At 70.8% G+C, this 17,054-nt stretch carries 15 protein-coding genes; 12 read left to right on the top strand and 3 right to left on the bottom strand.

Features of this window, described 5'->3' with window-relative positions; translation table 11 throughout:
• Nucleotides 1–12 precede the first annotated feature (12 nt).
• The 3 genes from WME95_RS10555 to WME95_RS10545 all read left to right on the top strand — a co-directional run bounded on the left by WME95_RS10555 (nucleotide 13) and on the right by WME95_RS10545 (nucleotide 2,980).
• Nucleotides 13–1,425 (top strand): cytochrome P450, encoded by a 1,413-nt coding sequence (locus tag WME95_RS10555; protein ID WP_437908273.1) that lies wholly within the window; start codon nucleotides 13–15, stop codon nucleotides 1,423–1,425.
• 129 nt (nucleotides 1,426–1,554) lie between these two features.
• A complete protein-coding gene (locus WME95_RS10550) occupies nucleotides 1,555–1,785 on the top strand; it encodes a hypothetical protein (RefSeq protein ID WP_437908272.1) in 231 nt (76 codons plus the stop codon).
• 739 nt (nucleotides 1,786–2,524) lie between these two features.
• Nucleotides 2,525–2,980, top strand: a complete 456-nt coding sequence (locus WME95_RS10545; protein ID WP_437908271.1) for a hypothetical protein — start codon at nucleotides 2,525–2,527, stop codon at nucleotides 2,978–2,980.
• Between the two features lie 129 nt (nucleotides 2,981–3,109).
• On the opposite strand, the gene WME95_RS10540 is transcribed toward WME95_RS10545, so the two are convergent.
• Nucleotides 3,110–3,787 carry a hypothetical protein gene (locus tag WME95_RS10540; protein WP_437908270.1) on the bottom strand — a complete coding sequence of 226 codons (678 nt, stop codon included), beginning with the start codon at nucleotides 3,785–3,787 and terminating at the stop codon, nucleotides 3,110–3,112.
• Between the two features lie 238 nt (nucleotides 3,788–4,025).
• Between WME95_RS10540 and WME95_RS10535 the strand changes: the two genes are divergently transcribed.
• From WME95_RS10535 to WME95_RS10495, 9 genes are all read left to right on the top strand, one after another.
• Nucleotides 4,026–4,226: a hypothetical protein gene (locus tag WME95_RS10535; RefSeq protein WP_437908269.1), complete on the top strand. Its 201-nt coding sequence runs from the start codon at nucleotides 4,026–4,028 to the stop codon at nucleotides 4,224–4,226.
• A gap of 589 nt (nucleotides 4,227–4,815) precedes the next feature.
• Nucleotides 4,816–5,868: an NAD(P)H-dependent flavin oxidoreductase gene (locus WME95_RS10530; RefSeq protein WP_437908268.1), complete on the top strand. Its 1,053-nt coding sequence runs from the start codon at nucleotides 4,816–4,818 to the stop codon at nucleotides 5,866–5,868.
• Nucleotides 5,869–5,951: 83 nt separating this feature from the next.
• Nucleotides 5,952–6,341, top strand: a complete 390-nt coding sequence (locus WME95_RS10525) for a VOC family protein (RefSeq protein ID WP_437908267.1) — start codon at nucleotides 5,952–5,954, stop codon at nucleotides 6,339–6,341.
• A 122-nt stretch (nucleotides 6,342–6,463) separates the two neighbouring features.
• Nucleotides 6,464–7,474 (top strand): hypothetical protein, encoded by a 1,011-nt coding sequence (locus tag WME95_RS10520; protein ID WP_437908266.1) that lies wholly within the window; start codon nucleotides 6,464–6,466, stop codon nucleotides 7,472–7,474.
• A gap of 259 nt (nucleotides 7,475–7,733) precedes the next feature.
• Nucleotides 7,734–8,639, top strand: coding sequence for an ATP-grasp domain-containing protein (locus WME95_RS10515; RefSeq protein ID WP_437908265.1), 906 nt, complete (start codon nucleotides 7,734–7,736; stop codon nucleotides 8,637–8,639).
• Between the two features lie 2 nt (nucleotides 8,640–8,641).
• On the top strand, nucleotides 8,642–9,181 hold the full coding sequence (locus WME95_RS10510) for a 2'-5' RNA ligase family protein (protein WP_437908264.1): 540 nt from the start codon (nucleotides 8,642–8,644) through the stop codon (nucleotides 9,179–9,181).
• A gap of 159 nt (nucleotides 9,182–9,340) precedes the next feature.
• Nucleotides 9,341–11,044: a protein kinase domain-containing protein gene (locus tag WME95_RS10505; protein WP_437908263.1), complete on the top strand. Its 1,704-nt coding sequence runs from the start codon at nucleotides 9,341–9,343 to the stop codon at nucleotides 11,042–11,044.
• A gap of 73 nt (nucleotides 11,045–11,117) precedes the next feature.
• Nucleotides 11,118–12,185 (top strand): hypothetical protein, encoded by a 1,068-nt coding sequence (locus WME95_RS10500; RefSeq protein WP_437908262.1) that lies wholly within the window; start codon nucleotides 11,118–11,120, stop codon nucleotides 12,183–12,185.
• On the top strand, nucleotides 12,182–13,330 hold the full coding sequence (locus WME95_RS10495) for a hypothetical protein (protein WP_437908261.1): 1,149 nt from the start codon (nucleotides 12,182–12,184) through the stop codon (nucleotides 13,328–13,330). The genes WME95_RS10500 and WME95_RS10495 overlap by 4 nt, the downstream gene beginning before the upstream one ends.
• A 198-nt stretch (nucleotides 13,331–13,528) precedes the next feature.
• Here WME95_RS10495 and ltrA read toward each other — a convergent pair whose 3' ends face one another.
• Nucleotides 13,529–14,848: a group II intron reverse transcriptase/maturase gene (gene ltrA / locus WME95_RS10490; protein ID WP_437908260.1), complete on the bottom strand. Its 1,320-nt coding sequence runs from the start codon at nucleotides 14,846–14,848 to the stop codon at nucleotides 13,529–13,531.
• Nucleotides 14,849–15,538: 690 nt separating this feature from the next.
• Nucleotides 15,539–16,447, bottom strand: a complete 909-nt coding sequence (locus WME95_RS10485) for an alpha/beta fold hydrolase (protein ID WP_437908259.1) — start codon at nucleotides 16,445–16,447, stop codon at nucleotides 15,539–15,541.
• Nucleotides 16,448–17,054: the final 607 nt, after the last annotated feature.

The raw sequence follows: 17,054 nt of genomic DNA, 5'->3' as shown, positions 1-17,054 counted from the left end.
GACGAGGCCACGATGCAGCCGGATCTTCTCTCCAGCACACCTGCCCGCGCCACCGCCGGCGCCGCCCCCCGCGCGAGCGCGCCGCCGTCGGCGCGCGGCTTTCCGCTCGTCGGCGTGCTCCCGCATCTGCTGAAGGATCGGCTCGATTACCTCGTCTCGGCGAGAGAGCAGCTCGGCGATCTGTACACGATCGATCTCGGGCTCGCGCGGCTCGTCGCGCTGAACCACCCGAGGCACGCGCAGCACGTCCTGCGCGACAACGCGCGCAACTACTCCAAGGGAGGGGCTCTATGGGAGAGCATCCGCGCGCTCATCGGCAATGGGCTGCCCACGAGCGAGGGTGACCTCTGGCTGCGGCAGCGGCGGATGATCCAGCCGGAGTTCCACAGGGACCGGCTCGCCGCGATGTGCGACCTCATGGTGCAGGCGATCGACGACGGCATGGCCGGCTTCGGCGTGGCCGCCGCCGCGGGGCGCCCTGTCAACGCCGAGCGGGAGCTCCCGCACATCACGATGAAGGTCATCCTCAACACGATGTTCGGCTCGGGGATCACCAAAGAGGAGGCGGACGCCGTTGGCGGCTCGATGCAGTACGCGATCGACTACATGCTCCTCGGGGCCGCGCTCCGGGCGCTGCCGAGCTGGATACCGGCCCCCGGGCGGCGCCGCTTCGAGCGGTCGGTGAAGACGATCGATGACAACGTGTTTCGCTTCATCGCGCAGCGCCGCGCGCAGCCGGGGCGCGGCGGCGATCTGCTCTCGATCCTCCTCGCCACGGTGGACGCCGAGACCGGCGAGCAGATGTCCAACCAGCAGCTGCGGGACGAGGCGGTGTCGATGTTCCTCGCGGGGTACGAGACGACCTCGGTCACCCTCGCGTGGGCGCTCCACTTCCTCGTCGAGAACCCCGACCTCCTGCAGGCGCTCGCGGCGGAGGTCGACGCGGCGCTCGGCGACAGGCGGCCCGGCTTCGCAGATGTTCCCAGGCTGCCGCTCGCGCTCGCGGTCGTGCAGGAGGCCCTCCGGATCTACCCGCCAGCGTACTGGATACCTCGCACCGCGGTCGAGGACGACGAGATCGACGGCTTCCACATCCCCGCAGGCACCCTGGTGGGCATCATGAGTTATGTCCTCCACCGGCACCCGGACCACTGGGAAGCCCCGATGCGGTTCGACCCGGGCCGGTTCACGCCCGAGCGCGCGCGCGCCCGGCACCCGCTCGCGTTCATCCCGTTCGGGATCGGACAGCGGCAGTGCATCGGCAAGGAGTTCGCGCTGATGGAAGGGCAGCTCATCCTCGCCCGGCTCCTCCAGCGCTACCGGGTCAGCGCGGTGCCGGGGCGGACGACACGGCTGCACGTCGCGACAACGCTGCGCACGTCCGGCGGCGTGTGGCTCCGGCTGGAGCCGCGCGCGGGCAGATGACCGGCGGCGCGGCCAGGTCGGCCGCGGCGACCGGCGCCGTCGCCGGCACCACCTCCGCAGGCTTGCTGCAGGCAGACGGCCCCCGGGAGGAGGCCCGAGGGCCAGCATGACAAACGGACCGAGCGGCGCATGGGGAGCGCGTTCTTAGGCAGGCGAAAAGCGACGTCGAGTAAGCCGCGGCCGTGGTACAACTTCTGGTTTCCGACCGCGAAGCAGGGTGACGGCTCCGACTTCATCATCGAAGACAAAGAGTACATCACCGACAAGCAGGGTCACCTCTACTACGGCACGATGAGAGGTACACCGAACAACCCAACGGTGCACGGCGGGAAGTACGTGCCCACAGCGTTGAAGCGATAGCCCTATGCCTGTATGGCCCATCCTGCCTTTTCCGCCTCCGCAGCAAGCGGATGTGGACCGCGCCCTCGGCAGCGCGACGGCGGCGTGGCTCGTCGCAAACGATCGCCGCCGCGTTCGCGTCGCTCGTTCGGAGCTCGACGCGCTTCGCCCGCTGCTTCGCCTCCGCGGGAATACGCCTCCGCGCGGCGAGGGCACAGATCTGGAGGCGGACACGCTGGGGCCGGTCACGGTGGAGCTCGAGCGCCAGGGACGGCCAATCGCCGCGCTGCGCGTGGGTGCTGACCTATCGATCCAGCTTGCGTGGGATACCGCCGCGCAGGTGGACGCGCCCGCCGCCCTCCGCGCCTGGCTCACCGCGCACGGTGTAGCCGTACTGCGCCCTGAGCCAGGACGCGGCCAAGCCCCCGCAGGCTTGGCGTCAGGAGGTGCGCTCGTTCCTCCGGGGACAACCCTCGTTGCCGCAACGTCGTCGTCCTATCGCCGCCTTTGCACGGATGGCAGCTGGGTTTTCGCCATCGACGGCTGGACGCTCGTGCGGCTGAAGAAGGACCACGGGGTCCTCGAGGTGCGCCCGGTCTTCAGGCCAGACACACCTATCGCAATCCGCAATCGCGCGGTGCTCTTGCTCGACCCGAGCGGCAGGCGCTGCATTGTGACGGAAGAGGGTGAGTCTCCCCCAGACCGGCGACCGCTCTGTGGCCTCCCGGCGCTACGCCTTCGCCATGCCCTGCCACGCTTCATGGCGGCGCGCGACGCGGCGCTCGCCCGCCTCGTCCCCAACGACGCCGACCTGCTCCCGCTCGACCCCGGCTACGACGCCTGCGACGCCTACGAGGCATTCGGCGGCCCGCTGCCGGCCGCGCTGCGGCTGCGCTCGTTCTGGGGCTGCGACGTTCCGCGCGGGCTCCTGCACGAGGTGCCGAAGCGCGGCGCTCCCCGGAGCACCGCGCTCGGCGGCCGCCCTGTCTGGCTGGGCGCGACCGATACGGGCGTGCTCGTCGTCGTGGCGCGCGATGACAACGAGGTCGCCGTGCTCGCGGTCGACAAGGGCGGTCCGGCCCGCTCGCTGGGCGCGTTCCGCGGCCGGGCGGACGACGTGCTCGCCGCGCTACGCGTGGGCGGCGAGGCGTGGCTCCGCCTCGCTGCGCCGCTCGGCGACATCGTCGTGGCGCTGGAGGGTGCCGCAGGCGCATGACACCACTGCGCGGGCACCTCTCCTTCTGCACGATTGCGAGGGCGCGCGCCCACGAGGCCGACGAGTCAAAAGGGCGACCGACCAGCTGCTGTCGGAGTTCCTGACGCGATCGAAGCCCTGACCGGGGCGTCAGCGCCCCGCGCGCCGGCGACGATCGATGAGCGCGGTCGCGATCGGGAACAGCGGCAGCGCCATCAGCACGTAGAACCCCGGCTCATCGAACGCGGGCCCCCGCGGCCGGTAGATGCCGCCGCTGAGCAGACACGTCGCGACGTACGCCACCAGGATGGCCGCCCCGCACAGGCTCCACAGCCGCAGGTCGATCGGCGCTGGTGACGAGGCACGCGCGGCCCGCGGCGCGGCGTCCGGCGCGTCGAGGACTCCGCGCCACCGCTCGACGTCCCACAGCGCCAGCCCGACCAGGCCGGCGAACATCAGCGTGACGACCGTCGCCGTCGGGACGACCGCCGTGCTCCAGCAGAACGCCAGGATCGCGCCCGTCACCGGCAGCGCCAAGAATGCCCCGACCGTCGCGAACCGCTGCGTCATGAGCAGCGTCGCGGCCACCAGCTGGACCACGCCCACGAACGTGTAGAAGTGCCCGGTCGCGTGGAACGCGTGCAAGAACTCATGGAACGGGCCGCGACTGCCCGGATCCGTGAACGGCTCGCCGAGGATCTTCTTCAGCCCCGCCGGCAGGAACGCGAAGCCGATCAGGATGCGCAGGTTCACCACGGCGAGGTGCGCCCACCGGCGCTGCCGGAGCCAGGCGACCATCGCCTCGATGCTGTCCATCACGGAGTCCACGGGCCGCGCAGTGTAGCCGCGCCGCGCGCGCCGCGGATCTGAAACCGTGGAACTGGAGCGTACCATCTCAGCCTCCGTCCGGCGTGAGAAGCATGCCACAGGAGGGATACCCGCCGCCCGCGTACGCCACGCCCCGCCGCCCGACGGCTGGCGCGCTGGCCCACGGCAGCCCGGGAATCACGGCCCGGGCACGAAGCGCACGTCGCGGCTCGTCTGGTATGGGTGGAAGCACGTCATCGTGCTCGGCGGGAGTCTCCTGCTCGTGCCCGTCGCCCTCGGCGCCGAGACCCCTGAGATCCTCGTGGTGAGCCTCAGCGGCATGGTGGTCCCGTACGAGGAAAGCGAGCCGGAGAGCCATCGTTCCACCCGCCTCCGGCTCGAGCCCCAGATCGGCTTCGCGCCCGGCGGCGCCACCTTCGGCCTCGGCGGCACCTTCTGAGTCGCGAGCCGCTCGGGCTGTGGGGCCAGGGTCGAGAGGGTCCCCTGGGCAACGGGGAAGTCCCCCGCGCGCTCCTTCTCGCGTAGCCGCGATCGGACGGCTCTGCTCCACGACCATGTTGAACGACTTACCGAACTGTCCACTGGACAGACCTCGTCCTGCGGCCTCGGCCGACCAATCGACGGATAGTTAGACAAACTAACATCTGGCGACTGGCGTCCCGGACTGGCTTGCAAGGGCCCATGGATCGACGTGGTCCGTCACGTGGCACCTCGATTACGAAGCCAGCTCCCAGTCCTACCGCAAGAGCGATGCCCCGGTTCGTTGCGAGAGAACTGACGGTGTTCAGCGCGCCCTCGGAGATCCAGGCCCGAATGCCCGAGCCACGCTCATCCCCGATACCTCATGCCGACCTTCGTACTGGCAGAGGAACGCGTAGCGCATCGTGCAGGTGAGCACGTGCCGTCCAACCCGGCGTTGCCACCGATGGGCCCTTCGCTTACGCTCGGGTCCCACGGCCGCACGCTCTCTGCTAGGCGAAAAAGGACAAAAGCGGGACTCTGCTTCGGCCGTGGATCTGGAGATTCTCATGACGACGCTGCAGGAGCTCCTTGCGATCGATCTTCCAATCATCCAGGCGCCCATGGCCGGCGTGCAGGGCAGCGCGCTCGCGGTCGCCGTCTCCAGCGCTGGTGGGCTCGGCTCGCTGCCCGGCGCCGTGCTGGGCCCGGACGCCCTGCGCAAGGAGCTGGCAGCCATCCGAGCGCAGACCACGAGGCCGTTCAACGTGAACTTCTTCTGTCACACGCGGCCCGAGCCCGACGCCGAGCAAGAAGCGATCTGGCGTGCCCGGCTCTCGCCGTACTTCGCCGAGCTCGGCGTCGATGCAAGCGCCATCCCGACCGGCCCCGGCCGGTTGCCCTTCAGCGATGAGACCGCTGATGTGCTCGACGAGCTCAGGCCTGCTGTGGTGAGCTTTCACTTCGGCCTGCCCTCGGAGGCCTTGCTCTCGCGGGTGCGCCGCTCGGGCGCGAGGATCCTGTCCTCTGCCACGACGGTCGACGAGGCGCGCTGGCTGGAGGCGCGCGGCGTCGACGCGGTCATCGCCCAGGGCATCGAGGCGGGCGGTCATCGCGGCAGCTTCCTGTCCGACGATCTCAGCGTCCAGCTCGGCACTTTCGCGCTGGTGCCGCAGATCGTGGACGCCGTGAAGATCCCCGTCATCGCCGCGGGCGGCATCGCGGACCCGAGGGGTGTCGCAGCCGCCATCGCGCTCGGTGCGGCCGGCGTGCAGGTCGGGACGGCCTACCTCTTGTGCCCGGAGGCCACCACGAGCAGGGTGCATCGCGCGGCCCTCGCGAGCGGCGCAGCCGGCATCACGGCGCTCACCAACCTGTTCACCGGGCGACCCGCTCGGGGCATCGTGAACCGCCTGATGAGGGAGCTCGGGCCGATGAGCGGCGCCGTGCCAGCCTTTCCCTTGGCGACGTCGGCCATCGCGCCCCTGCGCGCCAAGGCCGAAAGCCAGGGCAGCGGCGACTTCTCGCCGCTCTGGGCGGGGCAAAACGCCAGCGGGTGCAAGGAAGTGCCAGCGGCGGAGCTCACGCGACAGCTCGCGGGGGCACGCCCAGGTGCACGCTGACGCCGCCCAACCTGCCGGTGGACCCGACGGGCACCTGGGGCGCCCGCGGCGCATCGGCCGACGCCAGGCCGCAGGAGGAAGCAATGAAACGCACGTGGACAATCATCGGTGTTGCTGATGTTGCTCGTAGCTTCAAGTGGTATCAGTCGCTGTTTGGTCAACCGGAGACGAAGCCCGCTCATGATAATTTCGGGCAAATACTGGACTCCGACGGAACGGTCCTGCTTTGCCTGCACCAGTGGGGAGCCCACGAGCATCCACCGCTGACCAGCCCCGATCACGCTCAGCCTGGCAATGGGCTGCTCTTGTTCTTTCGTGTGGACGACTTCAATGAGACGCTGCTTCGGGCACGCGCCCTCGTCGCCGGACTGGAAGAGGAACCCCGTTTGAACCCCGGTACCGGCACCAGCGAGTTCGCGCTCCGCGATCCTGATGGGTATTACGTCATGGTCAGCGCGCTCGCCGCGGCCTGACAGCTCACTCCCGGCGTGCCGCCAGCGCAGGGCTCCGGCTGGACCCGCGCGCGGGCAGGTGACCGGGCGCCGCGCGGGGGCCATGGGGTGAACGGCTCCTGTTCGTGTATCCTGCGGCGACCATGTGCTGCACCTTCTCCCCCGCGAGGCTCTCCAGCACCCTCCTCTATGCCGGCGATGCGCAGTGGAACGGCCTTTACGTCCACGTCCTCGCCTACCAGAACACGGCGTCGACCTCCGGCCCGAACGCCATGATCCTGCCGATCCCGGCCACGCGGCTCGGCCCGCAGAACGCGGTCGACACGCGCCCGTTCCGCACCTTCCTCGAGGACATCCGCCAGGCGACGCGCCGGCCGATCCCGCCAAGCTATGGCCCGCCGCCGTTTGGCGCGCCCCCCGCCGCCCGGGCCGTGGTCTTCGACGTGGGCAGCTATGCGGTGGTGCTCGCCGAGTCGCCGCGCGCGATGCTCTCCGTCCTCGGGCAGGTCCCGGAGCCCAAGCGGCCTGCGATCAACGATCGCCTGCTTCAGGCGTTCGAGGCCTACTACCCCGGCTGGCCGGTGGCGGTCTGTTGCTGGAACGGCAACCTCAAGCCCGAGCCGCTCCTGTGGTGGTACGAGCCCAGGTACCCGGAGTGGCTGTTCGCGCCCGCGCTCGACGCGCACGACGGCAACCCGCCGGATCTCCAGGCGACGGTCGAGGTCGATCACCACATCGCCTTTGGCTCGGCCCTGAAGCCCGAGGGCCAGGCGGTCCGTTACCGCGATGAGGCGGGGGCGCACCGGCCGCTCCTGCCCTCGAGCGTGCACGGCACGGAGCTGCGGTCCGGGATGAGCAACGGCGATTTCTGGGCGCGGCGCGACCAGCTCGGCGGGCCGGCGCTGCGTTGCGCGCCGGGCGACAGGACGGGCGCGCCGATCGCGCTGAACGGCTGGGAGGGAGCTCCACCGCCCTGGCTGCCGCCGGAGCCCATCGTGTGGAACTGGAATCCGCCGTCGCCCCGCCCGCCCATGCCGCCGCGTCCCGATGGAAAGAGGTACTGCTCGAACTGTGAGTTCTTGCTCGATGCCTCGGTGAAGCTCTGCACCATGTGCGGAGCGTGGATCGATGTCGAGGGAGCAGCCCAGCGCTGAGCTCGACGGCCACGGACGAGCGATCTGAAAGCCGTCGACCCCGAGCAAGCAGACGCGAAGGATGGTCCCCACCTCTCGCCTCTCCACCTTGGTCTCTCGATATATCTCCTCCCCGTCTCCCCGTCTCCCTGTGTACTCTCTCTTGCTCTCTCTCCCGCCCGACAAGCCGACGGAGCCACCTCCGAGCTGAAGATCGCGCGGTCATCGCCCGATCTACACCCTCGTGACGACCATCGCGCCATCGTATAGAGTCTGCGAGATGCTCCCAGCCCCGCTCGTCCTGTTTCCGAGCAGCCCGCTGCACCCGACCGCGCCGGACAGCGCCTTCGAGGAGGAAGCCCGGCATGCCGCCAGCGCCGGCTTCGACGTCGGCCTCATCGACCTCGAGGTGTTCCTCGGCGGCGACGTGAAGCTCCGCCGGGTTCCGGAAGGCCCGGGCGAGGTGATCTACCGCGGCTGGATCCTGGGCCTCGATGCTTATCGATGCATGAGCGAGGTCGTCGCCGCGCGTGGCCGGCGGTTGATCACGCAGCCGGCAGCGTACCAGCACTGCTATCACCTGCCCGAGTGGTACGAGGCGATCGGCGGCGCCGAGCACACAGCGCGGTCGATCTGGATCCCGGGCTCCACGTTCGACCTCGAGGCCGTCGTCGTTCACGTGCGAGAGGCGTTCGGCTCGGGCGCCGTGATCCTCAAGGACTATGTGAAGTCCCGCAAGCACGAGTGGTTCGACGCGTGCTTCATCCCGGCGGCGGACGACGAGGCCAACGTGCGGCGCGTCGTGGGCAACTTCCTCCGCCTCCAGGACGACCACGTCGTCGGCGGGCTCGTCTTCCGGGAGTTCGTCGAGCTGCGACGCATCGGGCTGCACCCGAAGAGCAGGCTTCCGCTGGTGAACGAGCATCGCTTCTTCGTGCTCGACGGCCGGCCGTTCTACTCGGCGCCGTACTGGGCCGACGGCGCCTATCCGGGTGAGCCGCCGAGCGCCGACGTCCTCGCGCCCGTTCTCGACCGCGTGCGCAGTCGTTTCTACGCGGCCGACGTCGCCGAGAAGGAAGGGGGCGGCTGGATGCTGGTGGAGCTGAACGATGGCGGATCGGCGGGCATCCCCGAGGGCGGGGCCGCGGACGCGTTCTACCGGCACCTGCACGCGGCGCTCGGCTGAGCATGGCGCAAGAGACAGCGTTCGCTCTGTGGCTCATCCCCGGCGGAGCGCCGGCCGCGCGGCTCGAGGAGCTCATCGAGGCGCTCGCCCGGGAGACCGGGGGCCCGGCGTTCGCGCCTCACCTCACCCTGCTCGGCGGCCTGCGCGGCGACGCTGGCGCGCTGGCCGCGAAGCTCGGCAGGCTGCGCGGCGACGGCGGCGCGCTCCGCCCCGTCGCGCTCGAGGCGCGGGGCCCCGCGACCGGCGACACCCGCCACCAGTGCGTGTTCCTCGACGTGACGCCGTCCGAGCCGCTGGCGGCGCTGCGCCGCGCGGCCGAGGCGGCGCTCGGCGCGGACGCGAGCGAGGCCCCCTTTCGCCCGCACGTGAGCCTCGCGTACGGCGAGCTGCCGGCCGCGCGCCGAAAGGAGCTCGCCGCGGATCCTCGGGTGCTTGCGCTCGCGCACGAGGTATGGTGGGCCGACCGGCTCGAGCTGTGGGCCGTCGGGGGGCCGACCGACCGCTGGCGCTGCGTCGAGGGCGTCGCGCTGGAACGCCGGTGAGATCTCGCCGGCGCGGGTGTCATGCCTGCCCACCACGCGCCGAGACGCACGGTTCCGCCGCAGGGGAAGCGTCGACGAGGGATTTCCGCCCTGCGCGCAGATCGCGGCGCGCCGAAGTATGTGATCTCGTGGATCTCGGCTAGCCTAGGGCCCATGGCGATGGCTCCCGTTGCTGTGGGCGACGTCCTCGCGGGCAAGTACCGCGTGGAGCAGATCGTTGGCGCCGGTGCGATGGGCACGATCGTCGCCGCGTGGCACCTGGAGCTGGAGCAGCGGGTCGCGATGAAGTTCCTGCACTCGCTGCGGTCGGACGGCGGCGACCCGGCGGAGCGGTTCCGGCGCGAGGCGCGCGCGCTGGCCAGGATCAAGAGCGAGCACGTGGCGCGCGTCCTGGATGTCGGCTCGCTGGAGGGCGGGATGCCCTACATGGTGATGGAGTTCCTGGAGGGGAACGACCTCGCCCACGAGATCCGGGCGCGCGGTCCGCTGCCCGTGATGGAGGCCGTCGGGTACATGCTCCAGGCCCTCGACGCGATGGCCGAGGCGCACGCCACGGGGATCGTGCACCGCGATCTCAAGCCGGCCAACCTGTTCCTCTCGCTCCGGCCCGACGGCGATCGGGTCATCAAGGTCCTCGATTTCGGTATCTCGAAGTCGCTGCTCGGCATATCGCGCGACCAGGTCGCGCTGACCCAGACGGCGTCGCTCCTCGGGTCGCCGCTCTACATGTCTCCCGAGCAGGTGCGCTCCGCGCGGGACGTGGATACGCGCGCGGATATCTGGTCTCTCGGCGTCATCCTGTACGAGATGCTGACCGGGCGGACTCCGTACGACGGCGAGTCCGTCGCTCAGCTCTTCCACGCGCTGCTCTACGAGAACGCGGCCCCGGTCGCCCAGCTGCGCCCCGACGTCCCGCGCGAGCTGGACGCCGTGGTGATGCACTGCCTCGCCAAGGAGCGCGAGCAGCGGTGGACGAACGTCGGCGATATGGCGGCCGCGCTGCTCCCGTTCGGCCCCGCCACGGGCCACATGCACGTCGACCGGGCGCGCCGCATGCTCGGCAGCTCCTCGGACATCGCGCGGCCGTCCCTCCTCCACACCGGCGTGCCGAGCGGGGGCGCTCAGGGCACCGGATCGCGCCCGTCCCTACCGCACGGGGGCCCGCCCTTCGCGTCGGGCACGCCGTCTTCACCGTCCTTCGCGTCGGGCACGCCGTCTTCACCGTCCTTCGCGTCGGGCACGCCGTCCTTCGCGCCGGGAACGCCGTCTTCGCCGTCCTTCGCGCCGGGCATGCCGTCCTTCGTGCCGGCCTCGCCGACCGTGCCCAACGCGGAGACGGGGCCCACGGTCAACTCGTGGAGCAACTCGGGCCATCCGGTGCGAACGGTCCACAAGGGGGCGCGCGTCGTCCTGGCCATCGCCGCCGGCGCCTTGCTGGCAGGGGCCTCGCTCGGCGCCCTGTTCTTCCTGCGCTCCGGGCTCTCCACCGACCAGGCAGAGCCCCCCGCTGCCGCGGTTGCGCCCACCGCCGAGGCCACGGCGGCGCCCACCGCCGAGGCCGCGGCGGCGCCCGACTCCGAAGCCACGGCGAAGGGCGACGCGCGCGAGGCTCCCGCCGCCACCGGCGCCGCGCCCGAGGTGGCCGGCGGTTCGCCGGCCCCGACCGCGCCGGTGGCCTCCTCCAGCGCGCCCGCGGCGCCGCCGGCGGCGTCCTCCGGCCCGGCGGCGCCGCTCGCCGCGCAGCCAGGCGCGCCTCGGGCGACCGCCACGGGCCGGCCCGTCGAGCGCGCGCAGCCCGACGCGGGCGCGCGCCCGGAGCCGACGCGGGGCAATTCGATCAGCGACTTCGGCGGGCGGCGCTGAGCGTGGCGCTCGCGTCGATCCGGCGACGGCCCCGAGGCTCGTCGTGGCCAGCTTGGAGGAGAACACGGGACGTATGAGGCGTACGAAACGTCGTCAGCGAAGCATCGCACACTGCGTCGGCCTGGGTCTGTGCGCGGCGTTGATCTCCGGGGGGCTCCCCGCGCGGGCGGAGCCGAGCGCCGCCGACAAGGCGACGGCGGAGGCGCTCTTCGACGCGGCGCTCGACCTGATGAAGCAGGGGCGCAGCGCAGAAGCGTGCCCGAGGCTGGAGCAGAGCCAGCGCATCGATCCGGGCATCGGCACGCTCCTCTACCTGGCCGAGTGCTACGAGAACACCGGCCGCACGGCGAGCGCGTGGGCCACGTTCCGGCAGGCCATGTCGGAGTCGCAGGCGGCGGGGCAAGCCGACCGCGCCCGCAAGGCGCAGGCGAGGGCGGCCCGGCTGGAGCCGGCCCTGTCGAAGCTGAGCATCGGCGTCGCCGCGGAGAACCTCGCGATCGAGGGCTTCAAGGTGCGCTCCGCCGGAAAGGCGGTCGATCCTGCGGTCTTCGGCGTCGCGATCCCCGTGGATCCGGGCGAGATCGCGATCGAGGCGAGCGCCCCGGGCCACGAGACCTGGACGGCGACCGTGAAGCTCGGGGGCGACAGCAAGGGCCCTGCGAGCGTCGATGTCCCGGCGCTCAAGCGGCTCGCGGGGCCGCCGCCTGCGCCCGGCGATGCGCGGCCTCCCGAGGCGGCGGGCCCTGCGCCGGCGCTCGGCGCCCCTGCGCCTCCGCCGGCGCCCGCGGCGTCCGGGGGCAACACGGCGCGCTTGATCGGCCTCGTCGTGGGCGGCGCGGGCGTCGTGGGGCTCGGCGTCGGGACGTTCTTCGGCGTGAAGGCCATCTCGAAGAACAGCGACGCGGAGGCCTACTGCAAGGGCGGCAGCACGTGCGAGGACGAGCGCGGCGTCACGCTGACCGAGGAGGCCAAGAGCGCCGCCACCGTGTCGAACGTCGCGTTCGGGCTCGGGGCGGCGGCGGCGATCGGCGGCGCCGTCCTCGTGTTCGTCGTCGCGCCGAGGCAGGCCCCGCCCGTCCAGGTGGGGGCGTTCGTGGACGCGCGCAACGTCGGGTTGCGCGTGGGAGGTACGTTCCAATGAGACGCATGACAGGGCTCCTGTCGCTCGCCCTGCTCGCCCCGCTCTCGAGCCTCGCGTGGCTCGGCTGCCAGGCCATCGCCGGCATCGAGGACCGCACCTTCGACCCGGGCAGCTCGGAGACGGGGGGCGGGCAGGCGCCCGTGAGCGAGCAATGCGCGTCGTACTGCGCCGACGTGATGGCGAACTGCACGGGAGAGCACCAGGTCTATGCCACGCTGGAGACCTGCCAGGGCGTGTGCGCGCTGCTCCCGGCGGGCGATCCCCTGGAGCCCGTGGACAACACGGTCGCCTGCCGCGCCCGCCAGGCGGAGCTGGCGGGCGCCACCGGCGAGGTCGGGGTGCACTGCCCGGCGGCCGGCCCGGGCGGCGACGGCGAGTGCGGGAGCAACTGCGAGAGCTACTGCGCGCTGCGGGCCGCGGCGTGCACGCTCGAGGTCGCCACCGAGGAGGAGTGCGTCGCCATGTGCGCGGGGCTCAAGGACGTGGACATGTTCGACGTCATCGAGAACCACGACGGCGACACGCTGCAGTGCCGCCTCGTGCACGTGAGCTCCGCGACGGTGGACCCCGACGAGCACTGCCCGCACGCGAGCCTGACGCCGGTGCAGCCCTGCGGCGATCCGGAAGGGACGGCGCCGAGCTGCGAGGACTTCTGCCAGGTGGTCATGACCTCGTGCACGGGCGATCTGGCCGTGTACGAGTCGAGAGCGCAATGCCTCTCGGTCTGCGCGGCGCTCCCTCCCGGCGCGACGGAGGACCGGGTCGAGAACACCGTGGGCTGCCGCAAGTACCACGCTTACAGCGCGATGCTGGCGCCGACCACCCACTGCCCGCACGCGGGGCCGGGCGGAGACGGCCATTGCGGGGTCGAGGAGCCGGGCTCGGGCACGACGGGCAACTGCGTGTCGTACTGCACGCTGTTCGAGGCGGCCTGCAAGGAGGCCCTCGGCGAGGCGTACGATGGCTGGGGCGCGGCGTGCCAGGACCAGTGCAGCACGATGGCGGGAGCCGCCCACGATTCCCACTACGCCGTCGCGAGCGCCGAGGGCGGCGACACGGTCTCTTGCCGGCTGCTCCACGTGAGCCGCGCGCTCGAGAACCCGGATGAGTGCGCGGCGCTGGCCGACGGGACCGCCTGCCAGTAACGGCCCGCGGTGGGCCCCACCGCGTTCCGGAGGGCGCGGGTGGTGCGGTCATTTGCTCAGAGAGGTTCCACATGAAGGCGGGAAGGCGGGAAGATCATCGAGGTTTGTAGAGTAGCCCCCCGGACCGACGGGTCCGGGGGGCCCTCGCCAGATCCGGACAAGGAGATTTCCACCATCCGGCTCTTCCGCCGAGAGGGCTCAGGGGGACGCCCAGAGCTGGACGCGGATCCTCGGCCTGGGCAGCGGGAAATCCCGCAGCAGGGCCTTGAATCGCTCCCAGTTCAGGTACGCACGCTGGCTCCGCCGGCATAGCCACTTGTGCCATGCCCGTTCGGCCTCACGGATCAAGAGCGCGAGGCTCCGGATGTTTCCGTTTACGCCGAAGTAGTTGCAGTGCCCGACGATGCGTCGTGTGAGCGCGGCGTGTTGCTCCTTGACCGGCAAGTGCCGATGGCGTCGGCAAAAGTCGACGACGGCCGTGATGGCCCGTCGGAGGCGCGCCTTGCGTGTCTTCATGCTCGGCATCCATCGACCCGATCGGCTTCGCCGCCAGTAGTGCGTGAAGCCGAGGAAATCGAAGGTCGCCGGCCCCTCGCTCCCAGGTCCCCCGTTGTCCGGGCGGCCGAAGGGCAACAGGCGGGTCTTGTCCGGATGCAGCTTCAGTCCGTACCGCTCGAAACGCCGCGGCAGCACCTCCATCACCCGCTTGGCGTCGTCCTCCCTGTCGAAGCCGATGACGAAATCGTCGGCGTAACGGATCAGGGTGGCCTTGCCCGCGAGCCGCGGTTGGACCTCGCGCTCGATCCACAGGTCGAGCACGTGGTGAAGGTAGACGTTGCCCAGCATCGGCGACAGGACCGAGCCCTGCACCGTCCCGTCCTCCGGCGCCGAAAACTCCGCGCCGTCGAGGACCCCCACATGCAGACACTTGCCGATCAGCCGCAGCAGCGACTTGTCGGCTACCCGGGCCTGGAGCATCTCCATCAGCTTCGTGCGGTCGATGCTGTCAAAGAAGGACTCGATGTCGGCCTCCAGGATCCAATCCACCCCGCCGAGCAGCATCCGGTTCAGAGCTCGCAGCGCGTCGTGCGCGCTGCGACCGGGCCGAAACCCGTACGAGACGTCTCGAAAGACCGGCTCGTAGACGACCTCCAGCACCTCCCGCACCGCGGCCTGGACGATCTTGTCCTCGGTGCACGAGATGCCGATCGGTCGTGTCTTGCCCCGTTCCTTCGGGATGTGCACCCGCCGGATGGGCTGGTGCCGGTAGCGCATCGACTTCATCCGCGCGTGCAGATCGCCGACGTTGCGCTCCAGGTCCTGCCCGTACTGCTCCTTCGTGATGCCATCCACGCCCACCGCAGCGTCCTTACGAAGGCTGCGGTACGCACGCTGCAGCGCTTCTTCGTCGATGAGGTGCGCCAGCGCGAGGAGGACCCCTTCCGGGTCTCGCTCCGCCCTCTCCCTTACCTTCAACAGTCCCGGTGACATGGTGTTCGCCGTCGTGGCAGCGCTCATGGTTCCCTCCTGAAGTTCCTCTCGACACGGGTCCCCTTTGCTTGACGGGCTCCGGTGCCCTCCGTTCGCCCGCGTCCTCGCTCGTATGGGACCCTCCGACTCCCTCGTCTCCTTCGGCTTCGGCTCCGGTTCCCCTTGCTGTGGGCCTACCGCGAGGCGGATGCGCATTTTCCTTGCGGAGCCCGCTGGGGCTCGGCTGCGAGACACGGGCATCCGCGGCGTGTCTCGCCCCGGGGACGGATCACCGGCTCCCCGTCGTACCGGCGTTTCTCGTGGAGAGACGAGGGCCTCCCAGGTGCCTGGGCCGTCCTCTTGCTGCGCGCCGCAGCCAGATACCCCGCCGGGTGCGTCCCCCTCCCGCCCTTGCGAGGTAGGACGCTGTTGCCTTCAGGCGGAAGAACACCCTGGGCACCCGGACGTTGGAGGATTTCGTGGCTGACACGCTGCGGCTCGCTCGCTCGCCTGCCTACGCATCGCCGAGCCCCTCACGGGACCCGTCGCAAGGCTGGCTTCCGGCTGGTCGGGCGTGACCTTGGCCGGGCGGGATTCGCACCCGCTGGACAGCAAACCCGATTTCAGAAGCTACCGCTCACTCCTTTCCTTCGGGACCAGCCTTGCCTGGTCGCACTCTTCCCGCCTTCATGTTCAAATCCGGCCACCACCCGCAAGGTTGCGGAGCGGAGGTGGCCGCTACTGCAGGCCGAGCAAGAACCCCCGTATGCGGGCCGACACCACACCCCCTGCCTCGAGGAGCATCGCGTGGCCTGTGCGGGGCACGATCATCCACTCGGCACCCGGGATGAGGCCGCGCAGCGTGTCGAGATCGGCCCGCAAGGCCATCACGTCGCGCTCGGGCGCGATCACCAGGACCGGCACCCGCACATGGGGCAGGACGTCCGACGCGCGTGCCTCCATCAACGACCGCAGAGACGCCCAGTAAGCGCGAAGGTCCATGGTCCCGACGGCGCGGAGGAAATGCTCCAGCTCCTCCCGAGGCGCCTCGGGCCCGAAGACGCCCGCGGCCTGGCCCAGGGGGAAGAGGGCCCTGGACGCCGTGACGCGGCGCACGACCGGCGCCATGCGAGGGATGATGGGGGCCGCTGTCCGCAGCGCCACCCGGAGGGCCGTGCGCGCGCCGGGGATCCTGAAGGCGGCGCTCGACGCGTAGGGGTGATCGGCGCCGCCGGCGATGAGCACCATCGCGCGCACGAGATCTGGGCGGCGGCGATAGAGCTCGAGCAGCACCGTGACGCCCATGGAAAAGGCGATGTGCACCGGCGCGTCGGCGAACGTGCCACGAGCACGGACCGCCTCCGTCACTCGTAAAAGGTCGTCTGCGTGGGTCCGAATGGCGTAGTCGCCCGAGCGCGCTATCTCGCTCTGCCCGTGACCCCGGTAGCTCCAGTGGACCAGGTGGGTCGTCATTGCGAGGGCGCTGACGAGGTGCTTCCAGAAGTTCTCCGTCGTGCTGAGGCCGTTCGTGAGGACGACGGGCGCTCGATCTCGCAGCTGCACCTCGTCGCCTGGGCGCTGGTGCGTGTGCCACGCGATGCGCGTCCCATCGCTTGCAACGATGTGCCGCAGAATCGAACCTTCCATGATCGGAACGGACAGTAGCATGCGCGACCTCGCGACCAGCGATCGACAAGGGTAGCGTTCCACCTGCCGCATGGCGTCCCAGGTCCGTGTCGCCGTGGTCGGCCTGCCGTGCAGCGCAGCCTCGAGCGCCATGGTGCCCGCCGTGAGCCGTACGTTCCGGTCGCTATCCCTGAGGGCGCGGCGAGGCCTCGCTGGCGCGTTCAGGCGTGTGCGCGCCCTGGGAGGCCCCGCGCACCGCGACGACGTCGGCGCGCCCGTGAAGTCATTGAAATTGTCGACCTTTCCGTTGTCCGCTGTCCGGCACCAGGGAAGAAGCCCAAGGACGAATTTGCGTTGGCGAACCGGCGCGATCCGTCGTTATCGATGGCATTTCGGCGGGGCATGGCGACGGATCGCAGCCCCTCGGAAGGTGTTGGCCCAACGCGGGCCCAATGAATAGGCGTTTGCGGGACTGCGCCTGAGCAGCAGCGGCGGCGAGGTCCCGGCGCAGTCCTGCAAACGTCGGGTTGGACCGGGCCGGTTCGCGGCCGGGCGAGGCGGTCGCGGGGTCTATGGGGATCCTGCCCGAGAAGGCAGCAGAGGGCGGGTGCGGCGGGGCTTGCACGCG

This window comes from Sorangium sp. So ce327 (assembly GCF_051530205.1).
Lineage (GTDB): Bacteria > Myxococcota_A > Polyangia > Polyangiales > Polyangiaceae > Sorangium > Sorangium cellulosum_B.
Note: the sequence above shows the minus strand (reverse complement) of the source record. Positions and strands in the feature narration are given on the sequence as shown.

Bases quoted from the DNA above. Each gene is read 5' to 3' on its own strand.
- WME95_RS10505 (WP_437908263.1), top strand. From the start codon at position 9,341: ATGGCTCCCGTTGCTGTGGGCGACGTCCTCGCGGGCAAGTACCGCGTG.
- WME95_RS10550 (WP_437908272.1), top strand. From the start codon at position 1,555: ATGGGGAGCGCGTTCTTAGGCAGGCGAAAAGCGACGTCGAGTAAGCCG.
- WME95_RS10495 (WP_437908261.1), top strand. From the start codon at position 12,182: ATGAGACGCATGACAGGGCTCCTGTCGCTCGCCCTGCTCGCCCCGCTC.
- WME95_RS10520 (WP_437908266.1), top strand. From the start codon at position 6,464: ATGTGCTGCACCTTCTCCCCCGCGAGGCTCTCCAGCACCCTCCTCTAT.
- WME95_RS10515 (WP_437908265.1), top strand. From the start codon at position 7,734: ATGCTCCCAGCCCCGCTCGTCCTGTTTCCGAGCAGCCCGCTGCACCCG.
- WME95_RS10555 (WP_437908273.1), top strand. From the start codon at position 13: ATGCAGCCGGATCTTCTCTCCAGCACACCTGCCCGCGCCACCGCCGGC.
- WME95_RS10485 (WP_437908259.1), bottom strand. From the start codon at position 16,447: ATGGAAGGTTCGATTCTGCGGCACATCGTTGCAAGCGATGGGACGCGC.
- WME95_RS10530 (WP_437908268.1), top strand. From the start codon at position 4,816: ATGACGACGCTGCAGGAGCTCCTTGCGATCGATCTTCCAATCATCCAG.
- ltrA (WP_437908260.1), bottom strand. From the start codon at position 14,848: ATGAGCGCTGCCACGACGGCGAACACCATGTCACCGGGACTGTTGAAG.
- WME95_RS10510 (WP_437908264.1), top strand. From the start codon at position 8,642: ATGGCGCAAGAGACAGCGTTCGCTCTGTGGCTCATCCCCGGCGGAGCG.
- WME95_RS10525 (WP_437908267.1), top strand. From the start codon at position 5,952: ATGAAACGCACGTGGACAATCATCGGTGTTGCTGATGTTGCTCGTAGC.
- WME95_RS10545 (WP_437908271.1), top strand. From the start codon at position 2,525: ATGGCGGCGCGCGACGCGGCGCTCGCCCGCCTCGTCCCCAACGACGCC.
- WME95_RS10500 (WP_437908262.1), top strand. From the start codon at position 11,118: ATGAGGCGTACGAAACGTCGTCAGCGAAGCATCGCACACTGCGTCGGC.